At 71.9% G+C, this 19,809-nt stretch carries 21 protein-coding genes; 12 read left to right on the top strand and 9 right to left on the bottom strand.

The genetic code is table 11. The features are described 5' to 3' along the window. The first annotated feature begins 30 nt into the window (after nt 1-30). Both cofD and ACN263_RS03555 read left to right on the top strand, forming a co-directional pair. Nucleotides 31-1,002 (top strand): 2-phospho-L-lactate transferase, encoded by a 972-nt coding sequence (gene cofD / locus ACN263_RS03560; RefSeq protein ID WP_422738392.1) that lies wholly within the window; start codon nt 31-33, stop codon nt 1,000-1,002. Then, nucleotides 999-2,087 carry a coenzyme F420-0:L-glutamate ligase gene (locus ACN263_RS03555; protein WP_422738391.1) on the top strand — a complete coding sequence of 363 codons (1,089 nt, stop codon included), beginning with the start codon at nt 999-1,001 and terminating at the stop codon, nt 2,085-2,087. Before cofD ends, ACN263_RS03555 begins: the two co-directional genes overlap by 4 nt. A 142-nt stretch (nt 2,088-2,229) precedes the next feature. Here ACN263_RS03555 and ACN263_RS03550 read toward each other — a convergent pair whose 3' ends face one another. Beyond that, complete coding sequence (locus ACN263_RS03550; RefSeq protein WP_422738390.1) at nt 2,230-3,222, bottom strand: ArsR/SmtB family transcription factor; 993 nt, start codon at nt 3,220-3,222, stop codon at nt 2,230-2,232. 321 nt (nt 3,223-3,543) lie between these two features. Here ACN263_RS03550 and ACN263_RS03545 point away from each other — a divergent pair, with 321 nt between their 5' ends. Beyond that, on the top strand, nt 3,544-4,143 hold the full coding sequence (locus ACN263_RS03545) for an NUDIX hydrolase (RefSeq protein ID WP_422738389.1): 600 nt from the start codon (nt 3,544-3,546) through the stop codon (nt 4,141-4,143). A gap of 105 nt (nt 4,144-4,248) precedes the next feature. Here ACN263_RS03545 and ACN263_RS03540 read toward each other — a convergent pair whose 3' ends face one another. After that, nucleotides 4,249-5,340 carry a mannose-1-phosphate guanylyltransferase gene (locus ACN263_RS03540; protein ID WP_421474615.1) on the bottom strand — a complete coding sequence of 364 codons (1,092 nt, stop codon included), beginning with the start codon at nt 5,338-5,340 and terminating at the stop codon, nt 4,249-4,251. 64 nt (nt 5,341-5,404) lie between these two features. Then, the gene (locus ACN263_RS03535; RefSeq protein WP_422738388.1) at nt 5,405-6,550 is read right to left on the bottom strand and encodes a glycosyltransferase family 4 protein; all 1,146 of its coding nucleotides are present in this window, start codon (nt 6,548-6,550) and stop codon (nt 5,405-5,407) included. A 152-nt stretch (nt 6,551-6,702) separates the two neighbouring features. On the opposite strand from ACN263_RS03535, the gene ACN263_RS03530 reads away from it, so the two are divergent. Continuing rightward, nucleotides 6,703-7,392 (top strand): TIGR03089 family protein, encoded by a 690-nt coding sequence (locus ACN263_RS03530; RefSeq protein ID WP_422738387.1) that lies wholly within the window; start codon nt 6,703-6,705, stop codon nt 7,390-7,392. A 280-nt stretch (nt 7,393-7,672) separates the two neighbouring features. Here the strand turns inward: ACN263_RS03530 and ACN263_RS03525 are convergent, their stop codons facing one another. Together ACN263_RS03525 and ACN263_RS03520 are read right to left on the bottom strand one after the other, a co-directional pair. After that, a complete protein-coding gene (locus ACN263_RS03525; RefSeq protein ID WP_422738386.1) occupies nt 7,673-9,679 on the bottom strand; it encodes an acetoacetate--CoA ligase in 2,007 nt (668 codons plus the stop codon). Between the two features lie 142 nt (nt 9,680-9,821). Then, nucleotides 9,822-10,340, bottom strand: coding sequence for an acyl-CoA thioesterase (locus ACN263_RS03520; RefSeq protein ID WP_007455764.1), 519 nt, complete (start codon nt 10,338-10,340; stop codon nt 9,822-9,824). Between the two features lie 23 nt (nt 10,341-10,363). On the opposite strand from ACN263_RS03520, the gene ACN263_RS03515 reads away from it, so the two are divergent. Then, the gene (locus ACN263_RS03515) at nt 10,364-11,029 is read left to right on the top strand and encodes a hypothetical protein (RefSeq protein WP_422738385.1); all 666 of its coding nucleotides are present in this window, start codon (nt 10,364-10,366) and stop codon (nt 11,027-11,029) included. Between the two features lie 56 nt (nt 11,030-11,085). Here the strand turns inward: ACN263_RS03515 and ACN263_RS03510 are convergent, their stop codons facing one another. Continuing rightward, nucleotides 11,086-12,351, bottom strand: a complete 1,266-nt coding sequence (locus ACN263_RS03510) for a multidrug effflux MFS transporter (RefSeq protein WP_422738384.1) — start codon at nt 12,349-12,351, stop codon at nt 11,086-11,088. A gap of 277 nt (nt 12,352-12,628) precedes the next feature. Here ACN263_RS03510 and ACN263_RS03505 point away from each other — a divergent pair, with 277 nt between their 5' ends. After that, nucleotides 12,629-13,816, top strand: coding sequence for a helix-turn-helix domain-containing protein (locus tag ACN263_RS03505; protein WP_422738383.1), 1,188 nt, complete (start codon nt 12,629-12,631; stop codon nt 13,814-13,816). Nucleotides 13,817-13,895: 79 nt separating this feature from the next. Here the strand turns inward: ACN263_RS03505 and ACN263_RS03500 are convergent, their stop codons facing one another. After that, nucleotides 13,896-14,345, bottom strand: a complete 450-nt coding sequence (locus ACN263_RS03500; protein ID WP_422738382.1) for a hypothetical protein — start codon at nt 14,343-14,345, stop codon at nt 13,896-13,898. A 268-nt stretch (nt 14,346-14,613) separates the two neighbouring features. On the opposite strand from ACN263_RS03500, the gene ACN263_RS03495 reads away from it, so the two are divergent. The 4 genes from ACN263_RS03495 to ACN263_RS03480 are packed head-to-tail and all read left to right on the top strand — an operon-like array spanning nt 14,614 to nt 16,221. Next, nucleotides 14,614-14,877 carry a hypothetical protein gene (locus tag ACN263_RS03495; RefSeq protein WP_422738381.1) on the top strand — a complete coding sequence of 88 codons (264 nt, stop codon included), beginning with the start codon at nt 14,614-14,616 and terminating at the stop codon, nt 14,875-14,877. A 3-nt stretch (nt 14,878-14,880) separates the two neighbouring features. Beyond that, the gene (locus ACN263_RS03490) at nt 14,881-15,141 is read left to right on the top strand and encodes a hypothetical protein (protein WP_422738380.1); all 261 of its coding nucleotides are present in this window, start codon (nt 14,881-14,883) and stop codon (nt 15,139-15,141) included. Next, nucleotides 15,138-15,803 carry a hypothetical protein gene (locus ACN263_RS03485; protein ID WP_422738379.1) on the top strand — a complete coding sequence of 222 codons (666 nt, stop codon included), beginning with the start codon at nt 15,138-15,140 and terminating at the stop codon, nt 15,801-15,803. The genes ACN263_RS03490 and ACN263_RS03485 overlap by 4 nt, the downstream gene beginning before the upstream one ends. Next, on the top strand, nt 15,793-16,221 hold the full coding sequence (locus tag ACN263_RS03480; protein WP_422738378.1) for a hypothetical protein: 429 nt from the start codon (nt 15,793-15,795) through the stop codon (nt 16,219-16,221). Before ACN263_RS03485 ends, ACN263_RS03480 begins: the two co-directional genes overlap by 11 nt. Nucleotides 16,222-16,252: 31 nt before the next feature. On the opposite strand, the gene ACN263_RS03475 is transcribed toward ACN263_RS03480, so the two are convergent. Beyond that, nucleotides 16,253-16,441 carry a DUF397 domain-containing protein gene (locus ACN263_RS03475; RefSeq protein ID WP_422738377.1) on the bottom strand — a complete coding sequence of 63 codons (189 nt, stop codon included), beginning with the start codon at nt 16,439-16,441 and terminating at the stop codon, nt 16,253-16,255. Here ACN263_RS03475 and ACN263_RS03470 point away from each other — a divergent pair. Beyond that, on the top strand, nt 16,410-16,862 hold the full coding sequence (locus ACN263_RS03470; RefSeq protein ID WP_422740909.1) for a hypothetical protein: 453 nt from the start codon (nt 16,410-16,412) through the stop codon (nt 16,860-16,862). The two genes, ACN263_RS03475 and ACN263_RS03470, sit on opposite strands and share 32 nt — an antisense overlap. A 35-nt stretch (nt 16,863-16,897) precedes the next feature. Here ACN263_RS03470 and ACN263_RS03465 read toward each other — a convergent pair whose 3' ends face one another. Next, complete coding sequence (locus ACN263_RS03465) at nt 16,898-18,061, bottom strand: acyl-CoA dehydrogenase family protein (protein ID WP_422738376.1); 1,164 nt, start codon at nt 18,059-18,061, stop codon at nt 16,898-16,900. Nucleotides 18,062-18,311: 250 nt separating this feature from the next. Here ACN263_RS03465 and ACN263_RS03460 point away from each other — a divergent pair, with 250 nt between their 5' ends. Next, nucleotides 18,312-19,739: a UDP-glucose dehydrogenase family protein gene (locus ACN263_RS03460; RefSeq protein WP_422738375.1), complete on the top strand. Its 1,428-nt coding sequence runs from the start codon at nt 18,312-18,314 to the stop codon at nt 19,737-19,739. Nucleotides 19,740-19,809 lie beyond the last annotated feature (70 nt).

Genomic DNA, 19,809 nt, shown 5'->3' with positions numbered 1-19,809 from the left:
GGAGGCGTCACGTACGCGAGGATGGTCGACATGCGCATCGTGGTTCTGGCCGGCGGCATCGGGGGTGCCCGGTTCCTGCTCGGCGTCCGGGCGTACGCCCGCGAGGTCGGCGCCGAGGTGACCGCCGTGGTCAACGTCGGCGACGACCTGTGGCTGCACGGGTTGAAGATCTGCCCCGACCTGGACAGCGTCATGTACACCCTCGGCGGCGGCGCCGACCCGGAGCGGGGCTGGGGCCGGGTCGGGGAGAGCTGGACGGTCAAGGAGGAGCTGGCCGGGTACGGCGTCGAGCCCACCTGGTTCGGCCTCGGCGACAAGGACATCGCCACCCACCTGGTCCGCAGCACCATGCTCAACGGCGGTTACCCGCTCAGCGCGGTCACCGAGGCGCTGGCGAGCCGCTGGCAGCCCGGCGTACGCCTGCTGCCGGCGACCGACGACCGGCTGGAGACCCACGCCATCGTGAGCGGCAGCAGTGGGCCCGCTGCCGGGGGCGACCCGGGCCAGCGGGCGATCCACTTCCAGGAGTGGTGGGTGCGGTACCGGGCGAACATCGAGACCCACCGTTTCGTGTTCGTGGGCGCGGAGACGGCGAAGCCGGCCCCCGGGGTGCTGGACGCCATCGGGGCGGCCGACCTGGTGCTGGTCGCCCCGAGCAATCCGGTGGTGAGCATCGCGCCGGTGCTCGCCGTACCCGGGATGCGGGAGGCCGTGGTGGACGGCCCGGCACCGGTGGTGGGTGTCTCGCCGATCATCGGCGGCGCCCCGGTGCGCGGCATGGCCGACCGGTGTCTCGAGGTGCTCGGCGTCGAGTGCAGCGCGGCCGGGGTGGGCCGGCTGTACGGCGGGCGGACGGCCGGTGGCCTGCTGGACGGCTGGCTGGTCGCCGAGGAGGACGCCGACACGCTGGTGCCGGAGGTGACGGTCCGCGCGGTGCCGCTGCGGATGACCGACGAGGCGGCGACGGCGGCTATGGTCCGCGCCGCGGTGGAGTTGACGTGAGGCTGGAGATCCTGCCGGTGCTGGGCATCGGCCATGTGAGTGAGGGCGACGACCTGGCGGCGTTGATCGCCACCGCCGCGCCGTGGCTGCGCGACGGCGACGTGCTGGTGGTGACCAGCAAGATCGTCTCCAAGGCGGAGGGACGCCTGGTCGACGTCCCGGCGGACGGGCCGGAGCGGCTCGCCGCACGCGACGAGGTGCTGGCCGGCGAGACCGCCCGCGTCGTGGCCAGCCGAGGTGCGACCCGGATCGTGCAGACCCACCACGGGTTCGTGATGGCGTCCGCCGGGATCGACGCGTCGAACGTGGACAAGACCCGACTGGTGCTGTTGCCGGTGGACCCGGACGCGTCGGCCCGGGAGCTGCGCGCCGCGCTGCGGGAACGGTACGACCTCGACGTCGCGGTGATCGTCAGCGACACCATGGGCCGGCCCTGGCGCAACGGGCTGACCGACGTCGCGCTCGGGGTCGCCGGCATGCCCGCCATCCGCGACCACCGGGGCGAGGTCGACCCGTACGGCAACGAGCTTCAGCTCACCCAGATGGCGGTGGTGGACGAGCTGGCCGGCGCCGGTGAGTTGATCAAGGGTAAGTGTGACCAGGTCCCGGTGGCCGTGGTGCGGGGGTACCTCACCGCCACCGGCGCGGACGACTCCGGCGGCGCGCGGGCGCTGGTCCGGGACGCCGCGCAGGACCTCTTCTCGCTGGGCACCGCCGAGGCCCGCACCGCCGGGCTGGCCGACGCCGCGGCCCTCGCGGAGGCCGTCGGCCCCGAGCCGGTCGACCCCGCCGCGGTGCGGCGGGCGCTCGCCGCGGTGGCCGAGGTGGTCACCCCCGGCACGGTCTTCACGCTCGTCGACGAGGCGGAGGTACGCGCCGGCCTGGTCGCCGAGGTGCCGGGCTGGCCCGCCGACGCCACCGCGCTGCTGCTCGGCACCGCCCCGGCACCGGTCGACCCGATGGACCTGGTCCGCTTCGGCGCCGACCTGCACCGGCTGCGCGTCGCCCTGGCCGCCGAAGGCGTCCCGTCGAAGCTGCTGCCCCCACCCGCCGGCAGCCCAGCCAGCGCCGCCCTGGCCCTGTAGGTCCCACCCCCGCTGACCGCGCCCCGGGCCGGCTCCGGCGGTCCTCCCGCGTCGATCATGAAGTTATTGCCCGTCGCCTCGGCGTGTCCGGGCGATAACTTCATGATCGACGAGCCGGACCGGGGCGGGTGGGGTCGGGTGGTTATGCCTCTAGGACTGCTCGGCCTAACGGGGTCAGCGTGTGGAGCACGGTGTTGCGGTCGCGGTGGCTGACGAGCAGGCCGGCGTTGCGCAGGACGGTGGCGTGCTGGCTCGCCGCCGCCGGGGAGATGTCGAGCCGACGGGCCATCTCGCCCGTCGTACAGCCGTCGTCGCTGGCCTCCAGCACGGCGGCCCTGGTCCGGCCGAGCAGCGCGGCCAGCGACTCGCGGCCGGCACCGGTCCCGCCTGTTGCGTCGCTGTCGGCCAGGCCGCCCAGCCGGTCCACGGGATAGACCAGGACGGGCGGCAGCGCCGGGTCGAGCAGGGCGACCGGGGTGGGTGCGCAGAAGAACGACGGCACCAGCAGCAGCCCTCGCCCGTCCAGGTGCAACTCCCGGCTGTGCGGGTAGTCGCGCACCTCGAGCACCCCGTTCGCCCAGCGCATACTCGGACGCAGGCTGGTCAGGAGGCCCTCGACGCCGCCGTCGAGGAGGGCGCGCGCCCGACGGTTGCGGTCCGCCGCCACGGCGGCCTGGATCCGGCCCCAGTACGGGCTGATCGCCAGCGCCCGGTACTGCTCCATCGAATCCGCGAGGTGCCGCAACGTCGCCACGTCGCCACGGGCCAGCGCGGCGGCCGAGGTGGGCAGCGGGTTCTCGGCGGCCACCAGGGTCAGGTCCCGTTGGAGCACCTCGATCGGCGTGCTGCGGACCGCGTCCAGGCCCGCCTCGAAACCCTCCACGCTGGCGTACGGGGTGAGGAAGTCGGGGAAGTAGCCGCGCGGCGGGTTCAGGGCGAAGAGCAGTCGGAGCTGGTCGGAGGCGACGTCCCGGCGCAGCCCTCGGGTCACCGTGCGCCGCCAGGCCGACGTCAACGGGTCGCGGTTGCGGCCCTGCAACGCGTGCAGGCTGAGGACCAGCTCCCAGACCGGGTCAGCCGCCGGCGCCACCCGGGTCCGAAGGATGTCCTCGCCGGAAAAGTGGATCTTCAGCATGGAGCGCTCCCGTGCCGCCGGCAGAGGGATGCCGGGCGGCCGTTTCGACTCTACCCGGCCGGCAGTTATCTCCATCTTTAAGCCTGGACTGAAAAACCTCGACGCCTCCGGGGAGCATTGGGCATGCTTCCAGTGCCCGGCACGGCACCGACGCGTCCTGGACGCGCTCGACGCCGGGGCACCGGGACTGGGGAGGACCGGTGATCGGGCGGCACCACGAGGGTCTGCGGCCCTTGCTCCGCAGAGGTGTCGTCCGGTCACCCGCCGCCGCGGTACGCGTCGCCGGCCAGGCCAAGAGCCGCCCGCTCGTAGAGTGACGGGATGCCCGACACCGCGATGACCGAACCCGCCGCCGACCCCACCGATTCCACGACGTTCGCGGCGCTGCACGCCGATGCCGTCGCGCTGCTGGAAGGCTGGCAGCCGACCAGCCCGGCGGCGGCCGAGGCCCGGGACCGCACCCTCGCGCTGCTCGCCGCCGGACCGATCGCGATGAGCCGGCAGCACCGTCCTGGTCACGTCACCGCGAGCGCGCTGGTGCTGGACCCGACCGGAGCACGGGTGCTGCTCTGTCTGCACGCCAAGTTCAGCCGGTGGGTGCAGCTCGGCGGGCACTGCGAGCCGGTCGACCGGACGCTTGTCGGGGCCGCGCTGCGCGAGGCAACCGAGGAGTCCGGCATCACCGGGCTGCGCATCGATCCGGTGCCGATCGACATCGACGTGCACGAGGTGCAGTGCCAGGGCGGCTCACGCCACTACGACGTCCGGTTCGCCGTGGTCGCTCCGGCCGACGCGGTCGAGCACGTCAGCGACGAGTCCGAGGCGCTGGGCTGGTTCCCGCCCGACCGGCTGCCCGAGCCGCTGGCCGGCGGGACCGCACAACTCGTCGAGCCGGCTCTCGCGGCCCTGCGCAGGTGGTGACACGGCGCTGGCGACGGACGTTCCCGCCGCCAGCGCCAGCCGGCCCCCGCCATCGCCGCAATGACGCCGCCTTCGGGGCGCCTCGGCCGCGGGTCGCACCGAACGTCAGACGTAGCCCTCTTCGCCGCGCTCCTTGAGTTCGTCGACCAGCAGCTTCACGTCCTGAGCCCGCTCGCGCGGGCAGACCAGCACCGCGTCCGGGGTGTCCACCACGATCAGGTCACGCACACCGATGACCGCCACCAGTCGACCCGACTGCGGCACCACGACCAGGTCGGCGGTGTCCCGCAGCAGCACGCCCGGCTTGGCGTCCGTGCCGAGCACCACGTTGCCCGCGTCGTCGGCGGGGAGCACGTCGCCGAGGGTGTGGAAGTCGCCGACGTCGTTCCAGCCGAAGTCACCCGGCACCGTGGCCACCCGACCCGCGGTGGCCGCGCCCTCCATCACCGCGTAGTCGACGGAGATCTTCGGCAGCGTCGGCCACACCGTGCCGAGGACGTCGTCCTGCTCCGGCGTACCCCAGGCGGCGGCGATCGCGGTGACCCCGGCGTGCAGCGCCGGCTGCTGACGGGCCAACTCGGCGAGGAACACGTCCACCCGCCAGACGAACATGCTGGCGTTCCAGAGGTGCCGACCCGAGCGGACGTACGCCTCGGCGACCTCGGCCGCCGGCTTCTCCTTGAACTCGGCCACCTGACGCCACGGGGTGCCGTCGGTGGCGTCGCCGGTCTCCAGGTAGCCGTAGCCGGTCTCCGGCCGGGTCGGGGTGATCCCGACCGTCATCAGCATGCCCTGCTCGGCACCCCGGACCGCCTCCTGGACCGTGCGCACCCAGCTGTCCGGGTCACGGATCAGGTGGTCGGCCGCGAAGCTGCCCATCACCGCCTCCGGGTCGCGCACCGCGATCACCGCCGCGGCCAGCGCGATCGCCGCGCAGGAGTCCCGGGGGGACGGCTCGACCAGGATGTTCTCCTCCGGCAGGCCGGTGAGCTGCCGGGCGACCGCCGCGACGTGCGCGGCACCGGTGACCACAAGGGTCCGATCCGGTGTGGTCAGCGGCGCGAGCCGCTCCACGGTCGCCTGCAGCAGCGAGGAGCTGGTGCCGGTCAGCGGGTGGAGGAACTTGGGGTGGCCGGCGCGGGACAACGGCCACAACCTTGTGCCGCTGCCACCTGCCGGAATGACCGCATAAAGCATCCGCACATCATGCCCGACGCATCCCCCCGCAGTGGCACGGGTCACCACGAGGGGCCCCGAACGGTCACGAACGGGCGCGACTCCAGGCGGCGATGTGCACCTCGGCGCTGGACTCCCAGGTGAACTCCTTGGCCCGGTCGAAGCCGGCCTTCGCCAACGACAACCGGCGCTGCTCGTCGTCGAGCAGGGCGGCCAGGTCGGTGGCGATCTGGTCCGGGTCCTCCGAGGTGTACGCGACCGCGTCGCCACCCACCTCGGGCAGCGACAGGCGGGGCGTGGTCAGCACCGGAGCGGCGCACGCCATCGCCTCCAGGATCGGCAGGCCGAACCCCTCACCGTACGAGGGGTAGGCCGCGACCAGCGCACCGCCGAGGAAGCCGGGCAGGTCCCCGTACCGCAGGTAGCCGGGGCGCAGCAGGCGCAGGTGCGACGGCACCTCGGCCACCGCGCGGTCGATGTCGTCGTCGTGCCCCTGCCCGCCGGCGATCACCAGCGCCGGCGGCTCGGCCCGGTCCGCCACCGCACGAGCCCAACCCCGAATCAGATTGGGTACGTTCTTGCGCGGCTCCTTGGCGCCGAGGAAGGCGACGTAGCTGCTGTTGCCCAGCCCCAGCCGGGCGCGGACCCGGGCCTTCTCCTCCTCGCTCGGCGCGTGGAAGGCGGCGTGGTCGACGCCGTGGTAGGCCACGTCGATACGGGTCGGGTCGGCGTCGAGCAGTCGGATCAGCTCGTCCCGGGTGGCCTTGCTGGGCACGATCACCCGGTCGGCGCGACGCAGCGATGTCTTGATCGCGCTGCGGAAGAACGTCCGGCGCGACTTGTCGTAGTGCTCCGGCTCGGTGAAGAACGTCGCGTCGTGCACGGTGACCGTCACCGGGCACCCGGCGCGCAGCGGGCAGGTGTAGAAGGGCGAGTGCAGCACGTGCGCGCCGACCTGCTGGGCGAGCAGCGGCAGGCCGGTCTGCTCCCAGGCGAGGCGGGCCGGGCGGTGCGCCACGGCGGCCGGCGCGGGAATGATCTCCGCGCCCGGCAGCATCCGGGTGTACCGCTCCTGGTCGGTGCGGAGGCTCACCACGGCCAACTCCACCCCCGACCCGCACACCTTGCCGAGGGCACCGAGCAGACCGTCGACGTATCGACCGACACCACCACGGTCGGCGGGGACACTCGTGGCGTCGATGAGCACGCGGGGCGGGCGACCGGCGGTCACGGGGCGACTCCTTGTAGGTGGGTCTGTGGGGAACAACACTCCGGGGGTAAAGCCTACGCCGGAGTACGGGGCCGACGCTGACTGCGACCCGACCGTACGCCGACTTGTCATCGTCATCGAGTACGGGTGACGAAGGCGTATCGTTCGCGCCGATGGCCGACAACATTGCCCGGGTGTTCGCCGACGCGATCGCGACCGACCCGACCCGACCGCTGCTGACCTGGTACGACGACGCCACCGGCGACCGCACCGAACTTTCCGGCGTCACCCTGGCGAACTGGGTGTCGAAGACCGCCAATCTCCTCGTCGACGAGGTCGGCCTCGCGCCGGGCACACCGGCCGGCGTCCTGCTCCCTGCGCACTGGCAGACCGCGGCGGTGCTGCTGGGCTGCTGGTCGGCCAAGCTGAGCGTGCTCGACACGCCGGGGCCCGTGGACGTCCTCTTCGCCGCCGCCGACCGGTTCGACGAGGCGCAATCTTGGTCCGCGGACGAGCGGTACGCCCTGGGTCTCGCCCCGCTCGCCGCCCCGCTGCGGCAGGTGCCGCCCGGCTTCGCGGACTACGTGGTCGAGGTACGCGGGCACGGCGACCACTTCACCCCGCAGCCCGGCCCGGGTCCCACCGACGCGCACCTGCTGGCCCGCGCCGAGGCCCGCGCGGCCGAGTTGGGCATCGAGCCCGGAGCGCGGGTCCTGGTCGACGCCGCCCGCTACCCCGACCCGGTCGACTGGCTCCTCGCCCCGCTCACCCGCGCCGCCACGGTGGTCCTCTGCGCCAACCTGGACCCCACCCGCCTGGCCACCCGCCTGACCGCCGAAAAAGTCACCCACCCCCTCCCCTAAAAACCCCGCCCCGCCCTCCCCCACCCCGCCCCGCCAAGCCCCGCCGATCTTGCACTTTCGGATGCCGATACGCGTGGGGGTGCCCCTTATGTCGCGACAGAAAGTGCAAGATCGCGGGACCACAGGGTCAGACCCGGGTCGATCATGGAGTTGTGGTGGGCGAATACTTCCGTATTGCGCCTTTCGCGGGGCACCACAACTTCATGATCGACGTTTGCGGAGGCGCGGCGCGGAGGGGGGCAGGGGCCACGGCGTGCGGGAGCCTCAGGGGTGGGGTCGGTCAGGGGTGGGTGCGGGACTGGGCGAAGGTGGCGAACGCCGTCAGGGACTCGGGGTTGGCCAGGGCGCCCTTGGCGGCGGCCCGGTCGACCGGGATGCCGGTGAGGATCTTCTTGACCGGCACCTCCAGCTTCTTCGCCGAGAGCGTCCGGGGCACGGCGCGCACCTGGTGGATCTCGTCGGGGACGTGCCGGGGGGAAAGCGCGGTACGCAGCTCACGGCTGATCTTCGCGCGCAGGGCGTCGTCCAGGGACAGGCCGTCCGTCAGCACCACGAAGAGCAGCAGCTCGCCGGCACCGCCCTCGTCGTCCTCCAGGTGCACGACGACCGAGTCGACGACCTCGTCCAGCCCTTCGACGACTGAGTAGAACTCGGCGGTGCCGAGCCGTACCCCGCCACGGTTGAGGGTGGCGTCGGACCGTCCGGTGATCACGCAGCCGCCGCGGGCGTTGATGGTGATCCAGTCACCGTGCCGCCACACGCCCGGGTAGACCGAGAAGTACGCCTCGGCGTACCGCACGCCGTCCGGGTCGTTCCAGAAGCCCACCGGCATGCTCGGCATCGGCTCGGTGATCACCAACTCGCCCAGCTCACCGATCACCGGGGTGCCGTCGGCCGAGCGGGCCTCCACCTTCGCGCCCAGCGCGCGGCAGGCGATCTCACCGGCATACACGGGCAGCAGCGGCACCCCGCCGACGAAGCCGGTGCACACGTCGGTGCCGCCGGAGAGCGACTGGAGCTGCACCTGGTCGCCGACCGTCTCGTACACCCAGTGAAAGCCCTCGGCGGGCAGCGGCGCACCGGTGGAACCAACGCCGCGCAGCGCGGACAGGTCGGCGATGTCGCGGGGCACCAGGCCGGCCTTGCGGCAGGCCAGCAGGAACGGCGCGGAGGTGCCGAAGTAGGTGGTACCGGTCTCCGCCGCGAGCCGCCACATCTCGCCGAGATCGGGGTGGCCCGGGTTGCCGTCGAAGAGCACGATGGCCGCGCCCACCGCCGGCCCGGAGACCAGGAAGTTCCACATCATCCAGCCGGTGGTGGTGAACCAGAAGAACCGGTCGGACGGGCCGAGGTCGTGATGCAGGGCCAGCATCTTCAGGTGTTCCAGCAGGATGCCACCGTGGCCGTGGACGATCGGCTTGGGCAGGCCGGTGGTGCCCGAGGAGTAGAGCACGTACAGCGGGTGGTCGAACGGCACCGGCGTGAACGTCAACGGCTCGTCGGTCGGCGCGGCCAGGTCGGCCCAGTCGAGGAGGCCGTCCGACGCGCCGTCCGCCGACGCGGCGGCCGGGCCGTCACCGGTCGCGCTCCCCGAGCCGAGGTACGCGATGCCGACGGTGTGCCGCAGCGACGGCAGGGCGGCACGGATGGCGGCTACCTCGGCCCGCCGGTCGACGGGCTTGTCGCCGTACCGGTAGCCGTCCACGGCGACCAGCACGGTCGGCTCGATCTGCTGCCAGCGGTCGGTGACGCTGCGGGTGCCGAACTCGGGCGCGCAGGACGAGAAGATCGCGCCCAGGCTGGCGGTGGCGAGCAGCAGGACGTACGTCTCGGAGATGTTCGGCGCGTACGCCGCCACCCAGTCCCCGGCGGTGACGCCGAGCCGGCGCAGACCGGCCGACACCCGGCGGACCTGCTCGCGCAGCTCGGCGGCGGTGAGGGTGACCGGCGGCCGGGTCTGGCCGTGCGCGATGACGACGGGGTCGTCGTCGGCACGGCCCGGCATCCGCAGCACGTTCTCGGCGTAGTTGAGGGTCGCGCCGGGGAACCAGCGGGCCCCGGGCATCGCCCGCTCGGCCAGCGTGGCGGTCGGCGGGGTGTGCGCCACGACCTCGAAGTGGTCCCAGATCGAGCGCCAGAAGGCGTCCAGGTCGGTGACCGACCACTGCCACAGCGCGTCGTAGTCGGCGAAGTCCAGCCCGCGGTGCTCCCGCAGCCAGCGTAGGTAGTCGCCGATCCGGGACCGCTCGAGCACGTCCGCCGGCGGCGTCCACAGCACGTCACCCACTGCTCCACCCTCCCTGAGGCCCGCACGTCACTGTGCATGGGCCGTGGCGCCATCTTGCCCTACCTCGAAGCGCCATTCTGCGCACCGGGTGGGCCGATCGACGCGTGCCCGGCCCACACACCACCCCGGCGACCCATGTGGGTCAGCCCGCCCGGTGCGCCTGGATGGCCCGGCGCCGGGCCAGCCGGTGCTCGCGGCGGATCTCCGCCTCCCGGTACCGGCGCTCGTCCTCCGGCGTCTCCGGCAGCACCGGGCGGACCGTGCGCGGCGCGCCGCCGACGTCCACCCCGACGAAGACCAGGTACGCCGTGGCGACCCGCACCGGCGCGTCCTCGGCCGAGTCCCACCGCTCGGCGACCACCCGCACCCCCACCTCCATCGAGGTCTGCCCGGTCCAGTTCACCTGGGCGTGCGCGTGCACCAGGTCACCGACCCGGACCGCCTCGGAGAAGACGATCTCGTCGATCGCCGCGGTGACCGCCGTCCCGCCGCTGTGCCGGGCGGCGGCGGCGCCCGCCACGTCGTCGACGAACTTCATCAGGACCCCGCCGTGAACGGTTCCGTAGAGGTTGACGTCCACCGCGGTCATGATCTTGCTGAGGGTGACGCGGGAGTACGACGTCGGCTTGCCGGTCGGAGCGGCGGAGAGGTGCTCGGTCATGCCGAAAACGGTACGGTGCGCGGATGCGACATCTCTGGAGCTTCCTCGCCGGGTTGGTGGTGGCACCCGTCACGTGGGTGCTGGTCACACTCGGACAGGACGGGTCGAGCCGGACGGTCGACCGCTGGGTGGAGATCGGCACCTTCAACACCGCCAACCTGATCGAGCCGGCCGTGTACCTCGGTGTCGGCGGTGTCCTGCTCGGGCTGCTCGGCACCCTGCGGTTCTCGCCGGCGGGCCCACTGGTGGCCGGGCTGCTGCTGGTCACGCCGTACATCGGGATGTTCGTGGCGCCGTTCGAGGTGCGCGACGCGATCCCGCACGAGTGGAAGGTGTTCGGCGACCCGCTGCCGCTGCGGCTGCCGGTGGAGAACGGCACGCTCTTCCTGATCGGCCTGCTGCTGCTGATGGCGACGTTCAGCGGTCAGCGCTGGCGGCGGTGGCCGCAGCCGGCGACCGTGCCGGCCGCCACCCCGGCGCCGACGGACGCACCGCGCGGCGACGACTTCACCCTGACCGACTGGTCGCCGTCCGAATCGGCGGAGCGGGACACCGCACCGCTGACCCTGGGCTACCCGGCCGATCCGACACCGACCGAGCCGCTGCCCCGCCGGGTGGGCGGCGAATCGCCGTGGTCCGCGCCACCGCGCGGCCAGTCCCGGCCCGAGGACACCACCGAAATCCGCTGACCGTCGGGCGGGCCGGGGAACCGGCCCGCCCTCGTGGGGTCGGCGACGCGTCGGGGCTAGTGCACGGCGACGGCCAGGTCGGCGTCGACCGGGCCGAGGGTGGCGCGGGGCACGACCAGGACCATGACCGCCAGCGCCGCGGCCATGCCGCCCGCGATGACGACCGCCATCGGTACGCTCCCCGTCCCGAACAGGCCGGCCAGGGGCGCCGACAGCGCGCCGACGCCGAACTGGACGGCACCGAGCAGCGCCGCTGCCGTACCGGCGGCCTCGCTGTGCCGGCTCATGGCCAGCGCCGGCGCGTTCGGCAGGGCCAGACCGGCCGCGGCCAGCACCAGCCACAGCGACGCGAGCAGGGTGCCCAGGCCACCGATGCCGGTGGCGGCGAACAGCACCAGCAGCAGCCCGGCCGCCGTCCCCGCGATCAGGGCGCTGATCAGGATCTGCTGCGGGGTGTAGCGGCGCAGCAGCCGGACGTTGAACTGGGTGGCCCCGATCAGGCCCACCGCGCCGGCGCCGAAGGCCAGGCCGAACTGCTGCTCGTCGAGGCCGTACTCCCGCTGCAGGACGAAGGACGACCCGGAGACGTACGCGAACAGCGACGCCATGGCCAGCCCGGCGACCAGCACCAGACCGACGAACGCCCGGTCGTTCACCAGCGCCCGGTAGTCACGCAGGGTCGCCGCCACCCCACCGTGCCGGCGGCGCGACACGTCGAGGGTCTCCGGCAACCTGATCGCCGCGACGACGATCAGCAGCGCGCCCAGCACGGCCAACGCCGCGAACACGCCCCGCCACTCGGTCCAGCGCAGCAGCCCGCCGCCCAGCGTCGGCGCGAGGACCGGTGCGAGCCCCATCACCAGCATCAGGCGGGAGAAGATCCGCGCGAACGACGCGCCGCTGAACAGGTCGCGGACGACGGCCGTGGCGACCACGGTGGCGGCGGCGACGCCGAGGCCCTGCAGGACGCGCAGCACGCCGAGCACGGCGATGTTCGGTGCGAAGACGCACAGCACGGACGCCACGATGTGCGCGGCGAGCCCGGCGAGCAGCGGCAGGCGTCGGCCGACCACGTCGGAGACCGGCCCGATCAGCAGTTGGCCCAACGCGAGGCCGACCAGCGTGCCGGTCAGGGTCAACTGCACGGCCGTCTCGGTGGTCTGCAGGCCGGTGGTGATGGCCGGCAGCGCCGGCAGGTACATGTCGATGGTCAGCGGCCCGATGGCGATCAACGCGCCGAGCACGAGCACGAGTTGCGCGCGCTGGCGGTTGGTCATCAGGTCGCCGGGCAGCGCGTCCTGCTCGTGGGCGGTCTTGTTCATCCTGATCTCTCTCCGGGTGCTGAAGCGCCGTCATCGAGAGATTGACGAGGCCGGGGCGGGGTGACTCTCCCGGGCTTCAACGCCACAGACGTGGATCAAGATTCCCGCGCAGGGCGCACTCCTCGGCCGGTTCAACGAAGTCAATATAATTCCCTACTTTGGACGACTTACCAGGGAACATGAGCCCTGTGCTGCGGCACCCCGCTCCAGGGCGCTACCGAGACAGGGGAGCGGCATGGCTCGGCACGAGCGGCCCGTAGATCCGACCGCTGGACCGTTGTCGTCATTCGCCCATGAGCTACGAAAGTTACGTGTCGAGGCCGGCAACCCCACCTACCGGCGACTGGCCGAGGTCGCCGGCTACAGCGCCTCGACCCTCTCCGCCGCCGCCAGCGGAATCCGGCAACCCAGTCTCGACGTGCTGCTCGCGTACGTCGGTGCCTGCGGCGGGGACACCGCCGAATGGCGACAACGTTGGCTCGAACTCGACGAGGAACTGCGCTCCACCGCGCCCCTCGCAGCGTCACCGTCCACTGTGGCTGCCGGGGATCCAGCCGCCCCGGCCACGGGTGAGCCGACCGACGCCGGCGAAGCGGCCGGACCGGCCCACGACCGGCCCGCGAGCCCTCCGCGGCCCCGGAAACTCCGACGGCGACTGGTGCTGGCGGCGGTGGCGGTCGCCGGTCTCGCCAGTACGGCCGCCGTGCTGCCGATGACCCAGCTGAGGTGGGGGCCCGAGGGGGCGACGGCGGCCGCCGGCACGACGACCAGCACGGCCTGCCCGACGACCGCCACGGACGCCGCCTTCACCGCCGTCACGTACGGCAGTGGCGTGCATGTCCGGAGCGAGCCCCGCCGCGACCAGGGCATCCTCTACACCATTCCGCCCGGCTGCGTGCTCGGGCTCACCGGCTACTGCCTGGGTGAGCGGATCAACGACTCCACCTCCCAGACCCCCGACATCCGCTGGTTCACCCTGGCCGACGGTGGGCTGATCGCCTCCGGGGTGGTGCACGGCAACCCGCCCACGGGTCTGGAACCGTCCCGCTGCCGGGGTGACCGACCCGGGCCGGCCACGATCGCCCTCGCGATCGCCCCCGATGGGACCGGCCCGGGTGGGTGGCGGCTGAGCGCGACCGGCACGCACCTGGAGATCGTCGGCTTTGCCGCCTACTACGCGGACGATCCCGCGCTGCCGACGGAGCGCCGCTGGCACCAGATCGGGATGACCGGACTGGCCGCCCCGCCGTTCGACCTGACCTGGAAGCCCGACCACCTGTCGGTGCGACCCGGAACCACCGCCGAGATCCCGGTGGTCGCGGTCGCCTGTCTCGGCGGTGGCGCGCCGACCGACGTACTCGACGTGCGGATGGCCCGCCCCGACGGATCCAGCACCGCCGAGGTCCTGCCGCTCCCCGCCGACCAGCGGCTCGCCGCCCGCCGTACCGCCTGCCTCTACCCCTGACGGGGGCGTACGCGGACGGCCACCACCGGTGGCCCGGCGGGACGGATCCCACCGGACCACCGGTCCGGCGTCACCGCATTCAGCAGCCCTGCCGACCGGAGTGGATCCAGTAGGTGGTGCCGGCCCAGTCCATCTCGCCGTACGCGTCGACGCAGTTGTTCGCCGTGCCGGTCACGCCGCGCGGCCCGGCGTAGTACAGGTAGTCGGCGTTGTCCTTGGTGGAGACCGCGGTGGCGGTGCACGACCCGCTGCCGGAGGTCTCCGCGCACCGGGCGATCTGCACGGAGGTCCGCGCCGAGGAGCCGTACGCCGCGCCGCGGTGGTACATGCAGGCGCTGTTCGTGCCGCCGTTGGTGCTGTTGTAGTAGATGACCAGCTCGGCAACGGGCTTGCTCGGCGGGTACGCGTAGCTGTAGGTGATCGTGCCCGAGCAGGCCACCGCCGCCTGCGACGGAGCCTCCGTGACGACCAGCACCGTGCCGAGGGTCAGCAACGCCACAAGCGCTCCGAACGCCTTGCGCAGCATCATGACTTCCACTCCTCCGGGACGAGGTTGGTTGAGAGTCGTCCCGCCGTCCACTTCTACGGAACAGCGAAGTTGATCGCCGCTGGTCGTGGTGTCGATCAATCAATCCCGCACAACGCCGGACAGACCGCGTACCGGGTCGCCGGGCAAAACGTCCGGCCCGCGCAGAAGCTGGGGCCACGAAGAGGGATTCATGTTGGGTAGTGTCTGCGTCGCTACTGCGTGTGCATAACACCGGCATCCCGCAGCGCAGTCCGACGGAGGGGACGGCATGGCCAGCATCGAGCAAGTCAAAGCCGCGCTTGCCCAGGCGGCCGAGCAGAGCAACACGACGACGAGCCAGATCCGGGCCGCCATCGACAGCACCGAGCAGGTGCTCGCCCGACTGCGCGCGGTGGCCGCCGGCACCGGGCATCCCGCGCTCTCCGAGGCGATCGCACGCGCCGAGCAGAGCAAGCAGCGCCTGGTCGAGGCAGCCAGCACCCTCCAAGGCAGTACGGCGGCGGCCCGGCAGTACATCAACATCCTCGGCTGAACCATGAGCATCGGCGAGATCAAGGCAGCCCTGACCGAAGCGCGTCAACTGCTCGACCAGGGCAGAACGACAATCGAGGGCATCGGTGATTCCCTGGATGAAGCTGCTGGAATCATGCTCCCCACCCTGCATGACAGCCGGCGCGAGGAGGCCGAGCAGGCCCGACGGGCACTGGCCGAGGCGGTACGTGAGGTGAAGCTGACCCTCCGGGTCATCACCGCCGCTCAGGAGAATGGGGACGAGTTCCGGCGGGCGCTCGGGTGAGCAGCCTACTCGCCCAGGTCGTGGCGCAGCTCAGGTCCACGATCGACCGGCTGGACGAGGTCGCGGTCCAGGCATGCCGCGCCGCAACGGATGTCGCCGAGGGAAACGGCCGGTATGCCGAGCTGGGCCGAGGCAGTGACCATCCGAAGCTCCGCGCGGCGATAGCTGAGAGCCGTACGGGGGTCGACAAGGCGTACCGGCTTGCGCGGCTGAGCAGCGACGCAGCCCGGAACGTCGCCGAGTTTCTGAACGCTATCGCTCCCGGTTCAGCACCTCGGCCGTCGGCTGCCAGTTCAGGGCCGCTTTCCGGGGATGAACTGCTGGCGGACAGCGATCGGCGTGAGTTCGCTCGCGCGAAGGCGCGGGGCTGGCTCAACCGCTCGGTGCGAAGGGCTGACGACCTTCAGGAACACGCCACCACTGCCGTCGACAAGACACAGCAGTTGATCAAGGTTTTTCGTGACCCGAAGGGTCCCGCTGGGACACAATCGACGGGCACTGGCACCCCCACCGTCCCGCAGGCACCACCACGGACAAAGATCGATGGCGCCGAGGCCGCGGGAAATCTCGTGGTTGTTGGCTTGCTGGCAGGGGTGGCGGCGAGCCGGTTCGCAACGGCGACTGGCAAATTGATTGCGAGGTTTCGGAGACGTGCAGGTTAAAGCGCTCAGCGACCTGATCCGGGCACTGGCCCGAGCTGACTGGGATACCGCCGATGCGTTGGTCGGGGAGATCGGCCGGAGCGGCTGGGTCGGCGGTCTTCAGGTCATCGGAGCCGCGTTCGCCCTTGCCGTTCACCAGCGCTTCGAGCCGGACGCAACCCCGAGTGAGGTAGCGGCCTGGGTCGCGGCGGCCCGTTCCCAGTATCAGGAGGGAGACACTCTGCCGGCGCTCGAAATGGAGGGTCTCATCCGCGCTGCCCTCGGTGAAGAGGAACTGGTTGACAACGTCCCAGTCGAGACTTTGATCGCCGCTCAGGTCTTCATCCTCGGGCAGCTACTCCTTGAGGCGAAGTTGGCACCGGCCGAGTTGGACGAATTCGTGAGCGAGGCAGAGCAACTCGCCGCCGAATACCTCTAGGCAGTGTGATCGGTCTGCCGGGGACGTCCTCTCAGCGCGATCCCTTCATGCTGCCGAGGAACGACTCCCAGGCGGCCGGCTCGAAGCTAGACGTTCCGGCACCGGGGACCTTGGAGTCGCGGACGTCGACACGGACCCCCCGGTCCCGCACCTCCACGCACTGACCGTTGTTGCCGGACCGGCTCGACGTGTGCGAAACCCTGCTGCTCCAGGCCGCCATGGCCGCCGCCGCAGACGGGGACACTCGACACGCCCACGACCTGCTCGACCACGCCACCGCCCTGGCCAAGCGGCACACCGCCCACGACGATCCCCACCGCACCGCATTCGGCCACGGTGCCGTGCTGCTGGCCCGATTCCACACCGCCTTACACCTCGGCGACCCCACCCACGCCCTGCACCACCACAAGACCGCCATCAGCAACGACACCTGGCCCGCGCTGCCCGCCGAACATCGCGCCGCCCACCTCGTCGATGCCGCTCATGCCCACCTTCAGGCCGACGACCCCACCGCCGCCGGTCAGGCGCTGATCGACGCCCACCCCACCGCGCCTGACGAGATCCGCTGCCGTCCTGCCGCCCGTACCCCATCACCGACCTCGCCCACGACGGCCCACCAGCCGCCGACTTGGCCCGGCTGACCGTGGTTGTCGGGCTCACCCGATGACGGCCTGATTCAGCCCTTCAGGATCTGCCGCGCCATGACGATCCGCTGGACCTGGTTGGTGCCCTCGTAGATCTGGGTGATCTTGGCGTCCCGCATCATCCGCTCGACCGGGTAGTCGCGGGTGTAGCCGTAGCCGCCCAGCAACTGCACCGCGTCGGTGGTGATCTCCATGGCGGCGTCCGAGGCGAAGCACTTGGCCGCCGCGCCGAAGTAGGTCAGGTCGGCGTCGCCCCGCTCGGACTTGCCGGCGGCGGCGTACGTGAGTTGCCGGGCCGCCTCCAGCTTCATGCCCATGTCGGCGAGCATGAACTGGATGCCCTGGAACTCGGCGACCGCCTTGCCGAACTGTCGGCGCTCGGCGACGTACCCCTTGGCGTAGTCGAGCGCGCCCTGCGCGATCCCGACGGCCTGGGCGGCGATGGTGACCCGGGTGTGGTCCAGGGTCTGCATGGCGGTGGCGAAGCCGGTGCCCTCCGCGCCGATCATGCGGTCGGCGGGGATCCGCACGTTGTCCAGGTAGACCTCGCGGGTGGGCGAGCCCTTGATGCCGAGCTTCTTCTCCGGCGCGCCGAAGCTCACCCCCGGATCGGACTTCTCGACCACGAAGGCGGAGATGCCCCGGGAGCGGGCGGTGGGGTCGGTGACGGCGAAGACGGTGTAGAACTCGGAGACTCCGGCGTTGGTGATCCACCGCTTCACGCCGTTGAGAACCCAGTGATCCCCGTCACGTACCGCGCGGGTGGTCATGGACGCCGCGTCGCTGCCCGCCTCCGGCTCGGAGAGGCAGTACGAGAACATCGCGTCGCCCGCCGCGACCGGCGTCAGGTAGCGGCGCTTGATCTCGTCGGAGCCGGCCAGCAGCAGCGGCATCGTGCCGAGCTTGTTCACCGCCGGGATCAACGACGAGGACGCGCAGGCGCGCGCCACCTCCTCGATCACGATGGCGGTGGCCAGGGCATCCGCGCCCGCGCCGCCGTACTCCTCGGGGATGTGCGGGGCGTGAAAGTCGGCGGCCCGCAACGCGTCGTAGGACGCCTTGGGGAACTCCCCGGTCTCGTCGGCCTCGGCGGCGTGCGGTGCCACCTTGGCGGCGCAGACCTCCCGGACCGCCTCCCTGATCGCCTCGTGCTCCTCCGGCAACCGGTAGACGTCGAACGACTCCCCTGCGGCCATGTCGGCCCCTCCCCTTCACCGCTATCATGCGCAGTCTGTGGCCTCCCCTGACCGCCGACCGCGCAGACTGAAGGATAGCGACTGCAGTTCAGGTGATGTTACCGGCGCGTAGGTATGGGCATGACGGAGCATCCGCGCTGCTGGGTGATGATGGAAGGCAGACAGTGAGCCACCCCTCCGGTGCCCGCCCAGGCGCCGCAGCAGAATGCGACGCGACGACGCGCCGCCAGTGCGAGCGGAGAAGACAGGCGTGACGATCCCCTACCCCACCATCCAGCCGACCCCCGCCATCGCCGCGGTGACGCCGCCTTCGGGGGCGCCTCGGCCGCGGGTGACGTTCCTGGGGACCGGTTACCTCGGTGCGACGTACGCCATCTGCTACGCCGAGCTGGGCTACGAGGTGCTCGGGTTCGACGTCGACGCGGACAAGATCGCGAAGCTGAACGCCGGCGAGGTGCCGATCCACGAGCCCGGCCTCGACGAGCTGCTCAAGCGCAACCTGGCCGCCGGCCGGCTGCGGTTCTCGACCGACATCGCCGAGACCGCCGAATTCGGTGACGTGCACTTCATCTGCGTCGGCACCCCGCAGCGGGCCGACGGGATGGGCGCCGACCTGTCGTACGTCGAGGCGTCGGTGACCGGCCTCGCCCAGCACCTGACCCGCAAGGCCCTGATCGTCGGCAAGTCCACCGTGCCGGTGGGCACCGCCGAGTGGGTCGAGCAGCTCGTCGGCAAGCACACCCCGGACGACCTGGGCGTCGAGGTGGCGTGGAGCCCGGAGTTCCTCCAGGAGGGCTTCGCCGTCGACGACGTGCTGCGACCCAACCGGATCGTGGTCGGCGTGAAGAGCGAGTGGGCCAACGGCATGCTCTACGCCGCGCACAAGGGCGTCTTCGACCTGGCCGCCACCGAGGACCGCGAGGTGCCCCTGGTGGTCACCGACTTCGCCACGGCCGAGCTGGTCAAGGTCGCGGCGAACGCCTTCCTGGCCACCAAGATCTCGTTCATCAACGCGATGGCCGAGGTCTGCGAGGCCAGCGGCGGCGACGTCACCCAGTTGGCCCGGGCCATCGGGTACGACCCCCGCATCGGCAACCGGTTCCTCCAGGCCGGCCTCGGCTTCGGTGGCGCCTGCCTGCCCAAGGACATCCGCGCCTTCCAGGCCCGCGCACAGGAGCTGGGCGCCGGCGAGGCGCTGCGCTTCCTGCACGAGGTCGACCTGATCAACCTGCGCCGTCGTACCCGCGTGCTCCAGCTCGCGGCGGACCTGCTCGGCCGCCGCTCCGGGCCGGCCGGCCCGGACTTCTCCGGCACCCGGATCGCCGTGCTGGGCGCGACCTTCAAGCCCAACACCGACGACGTCCGCGACGCCCCGGCGCTCGCCGTCGCCGCGCTGTTGCAGAAGGCCGGCGCCGACGTGCACGTGTACGACCCGCAGGGCACCGAGAACGCCCGCCGCGCGGTGCCCGAGCTGACCTACGAGCCCGGCATCAACGAGGCGGTCGCCGGTGCCGACCTGGTCTGCGTCCTCACCGAGTGGGCGGACTTCCGCAACGCCGACCCGGTCGCCCTGGGCGAGCTGGTCGGCGGTCGCAAGGTCGTCGACGGGCGGAACTGTCTCGACTCGGCACTGTGGACCCAGGCCGGCTGGGAGTACCGGGGTATGGGCCGCCCCTGACGACGCACCACCCCTCGGCCGGTCGCGCAGCACTCCGCGCGGCCGGCCGATCATGTTGTTTGCCCCGGAC

The sequence above is a fragment of the Micromonospora sp. WMMD729 genome, from assembly GCF_049315225.1.
Classification (GTDB): Bacteria; Actinomycetota; Actinomycetes; order Mycobacteriales; family Micromonosporaceae; genus Micromonospora.
This window is presented reverse-complemented; position numbering and strand designations above follow the sequence as displayed.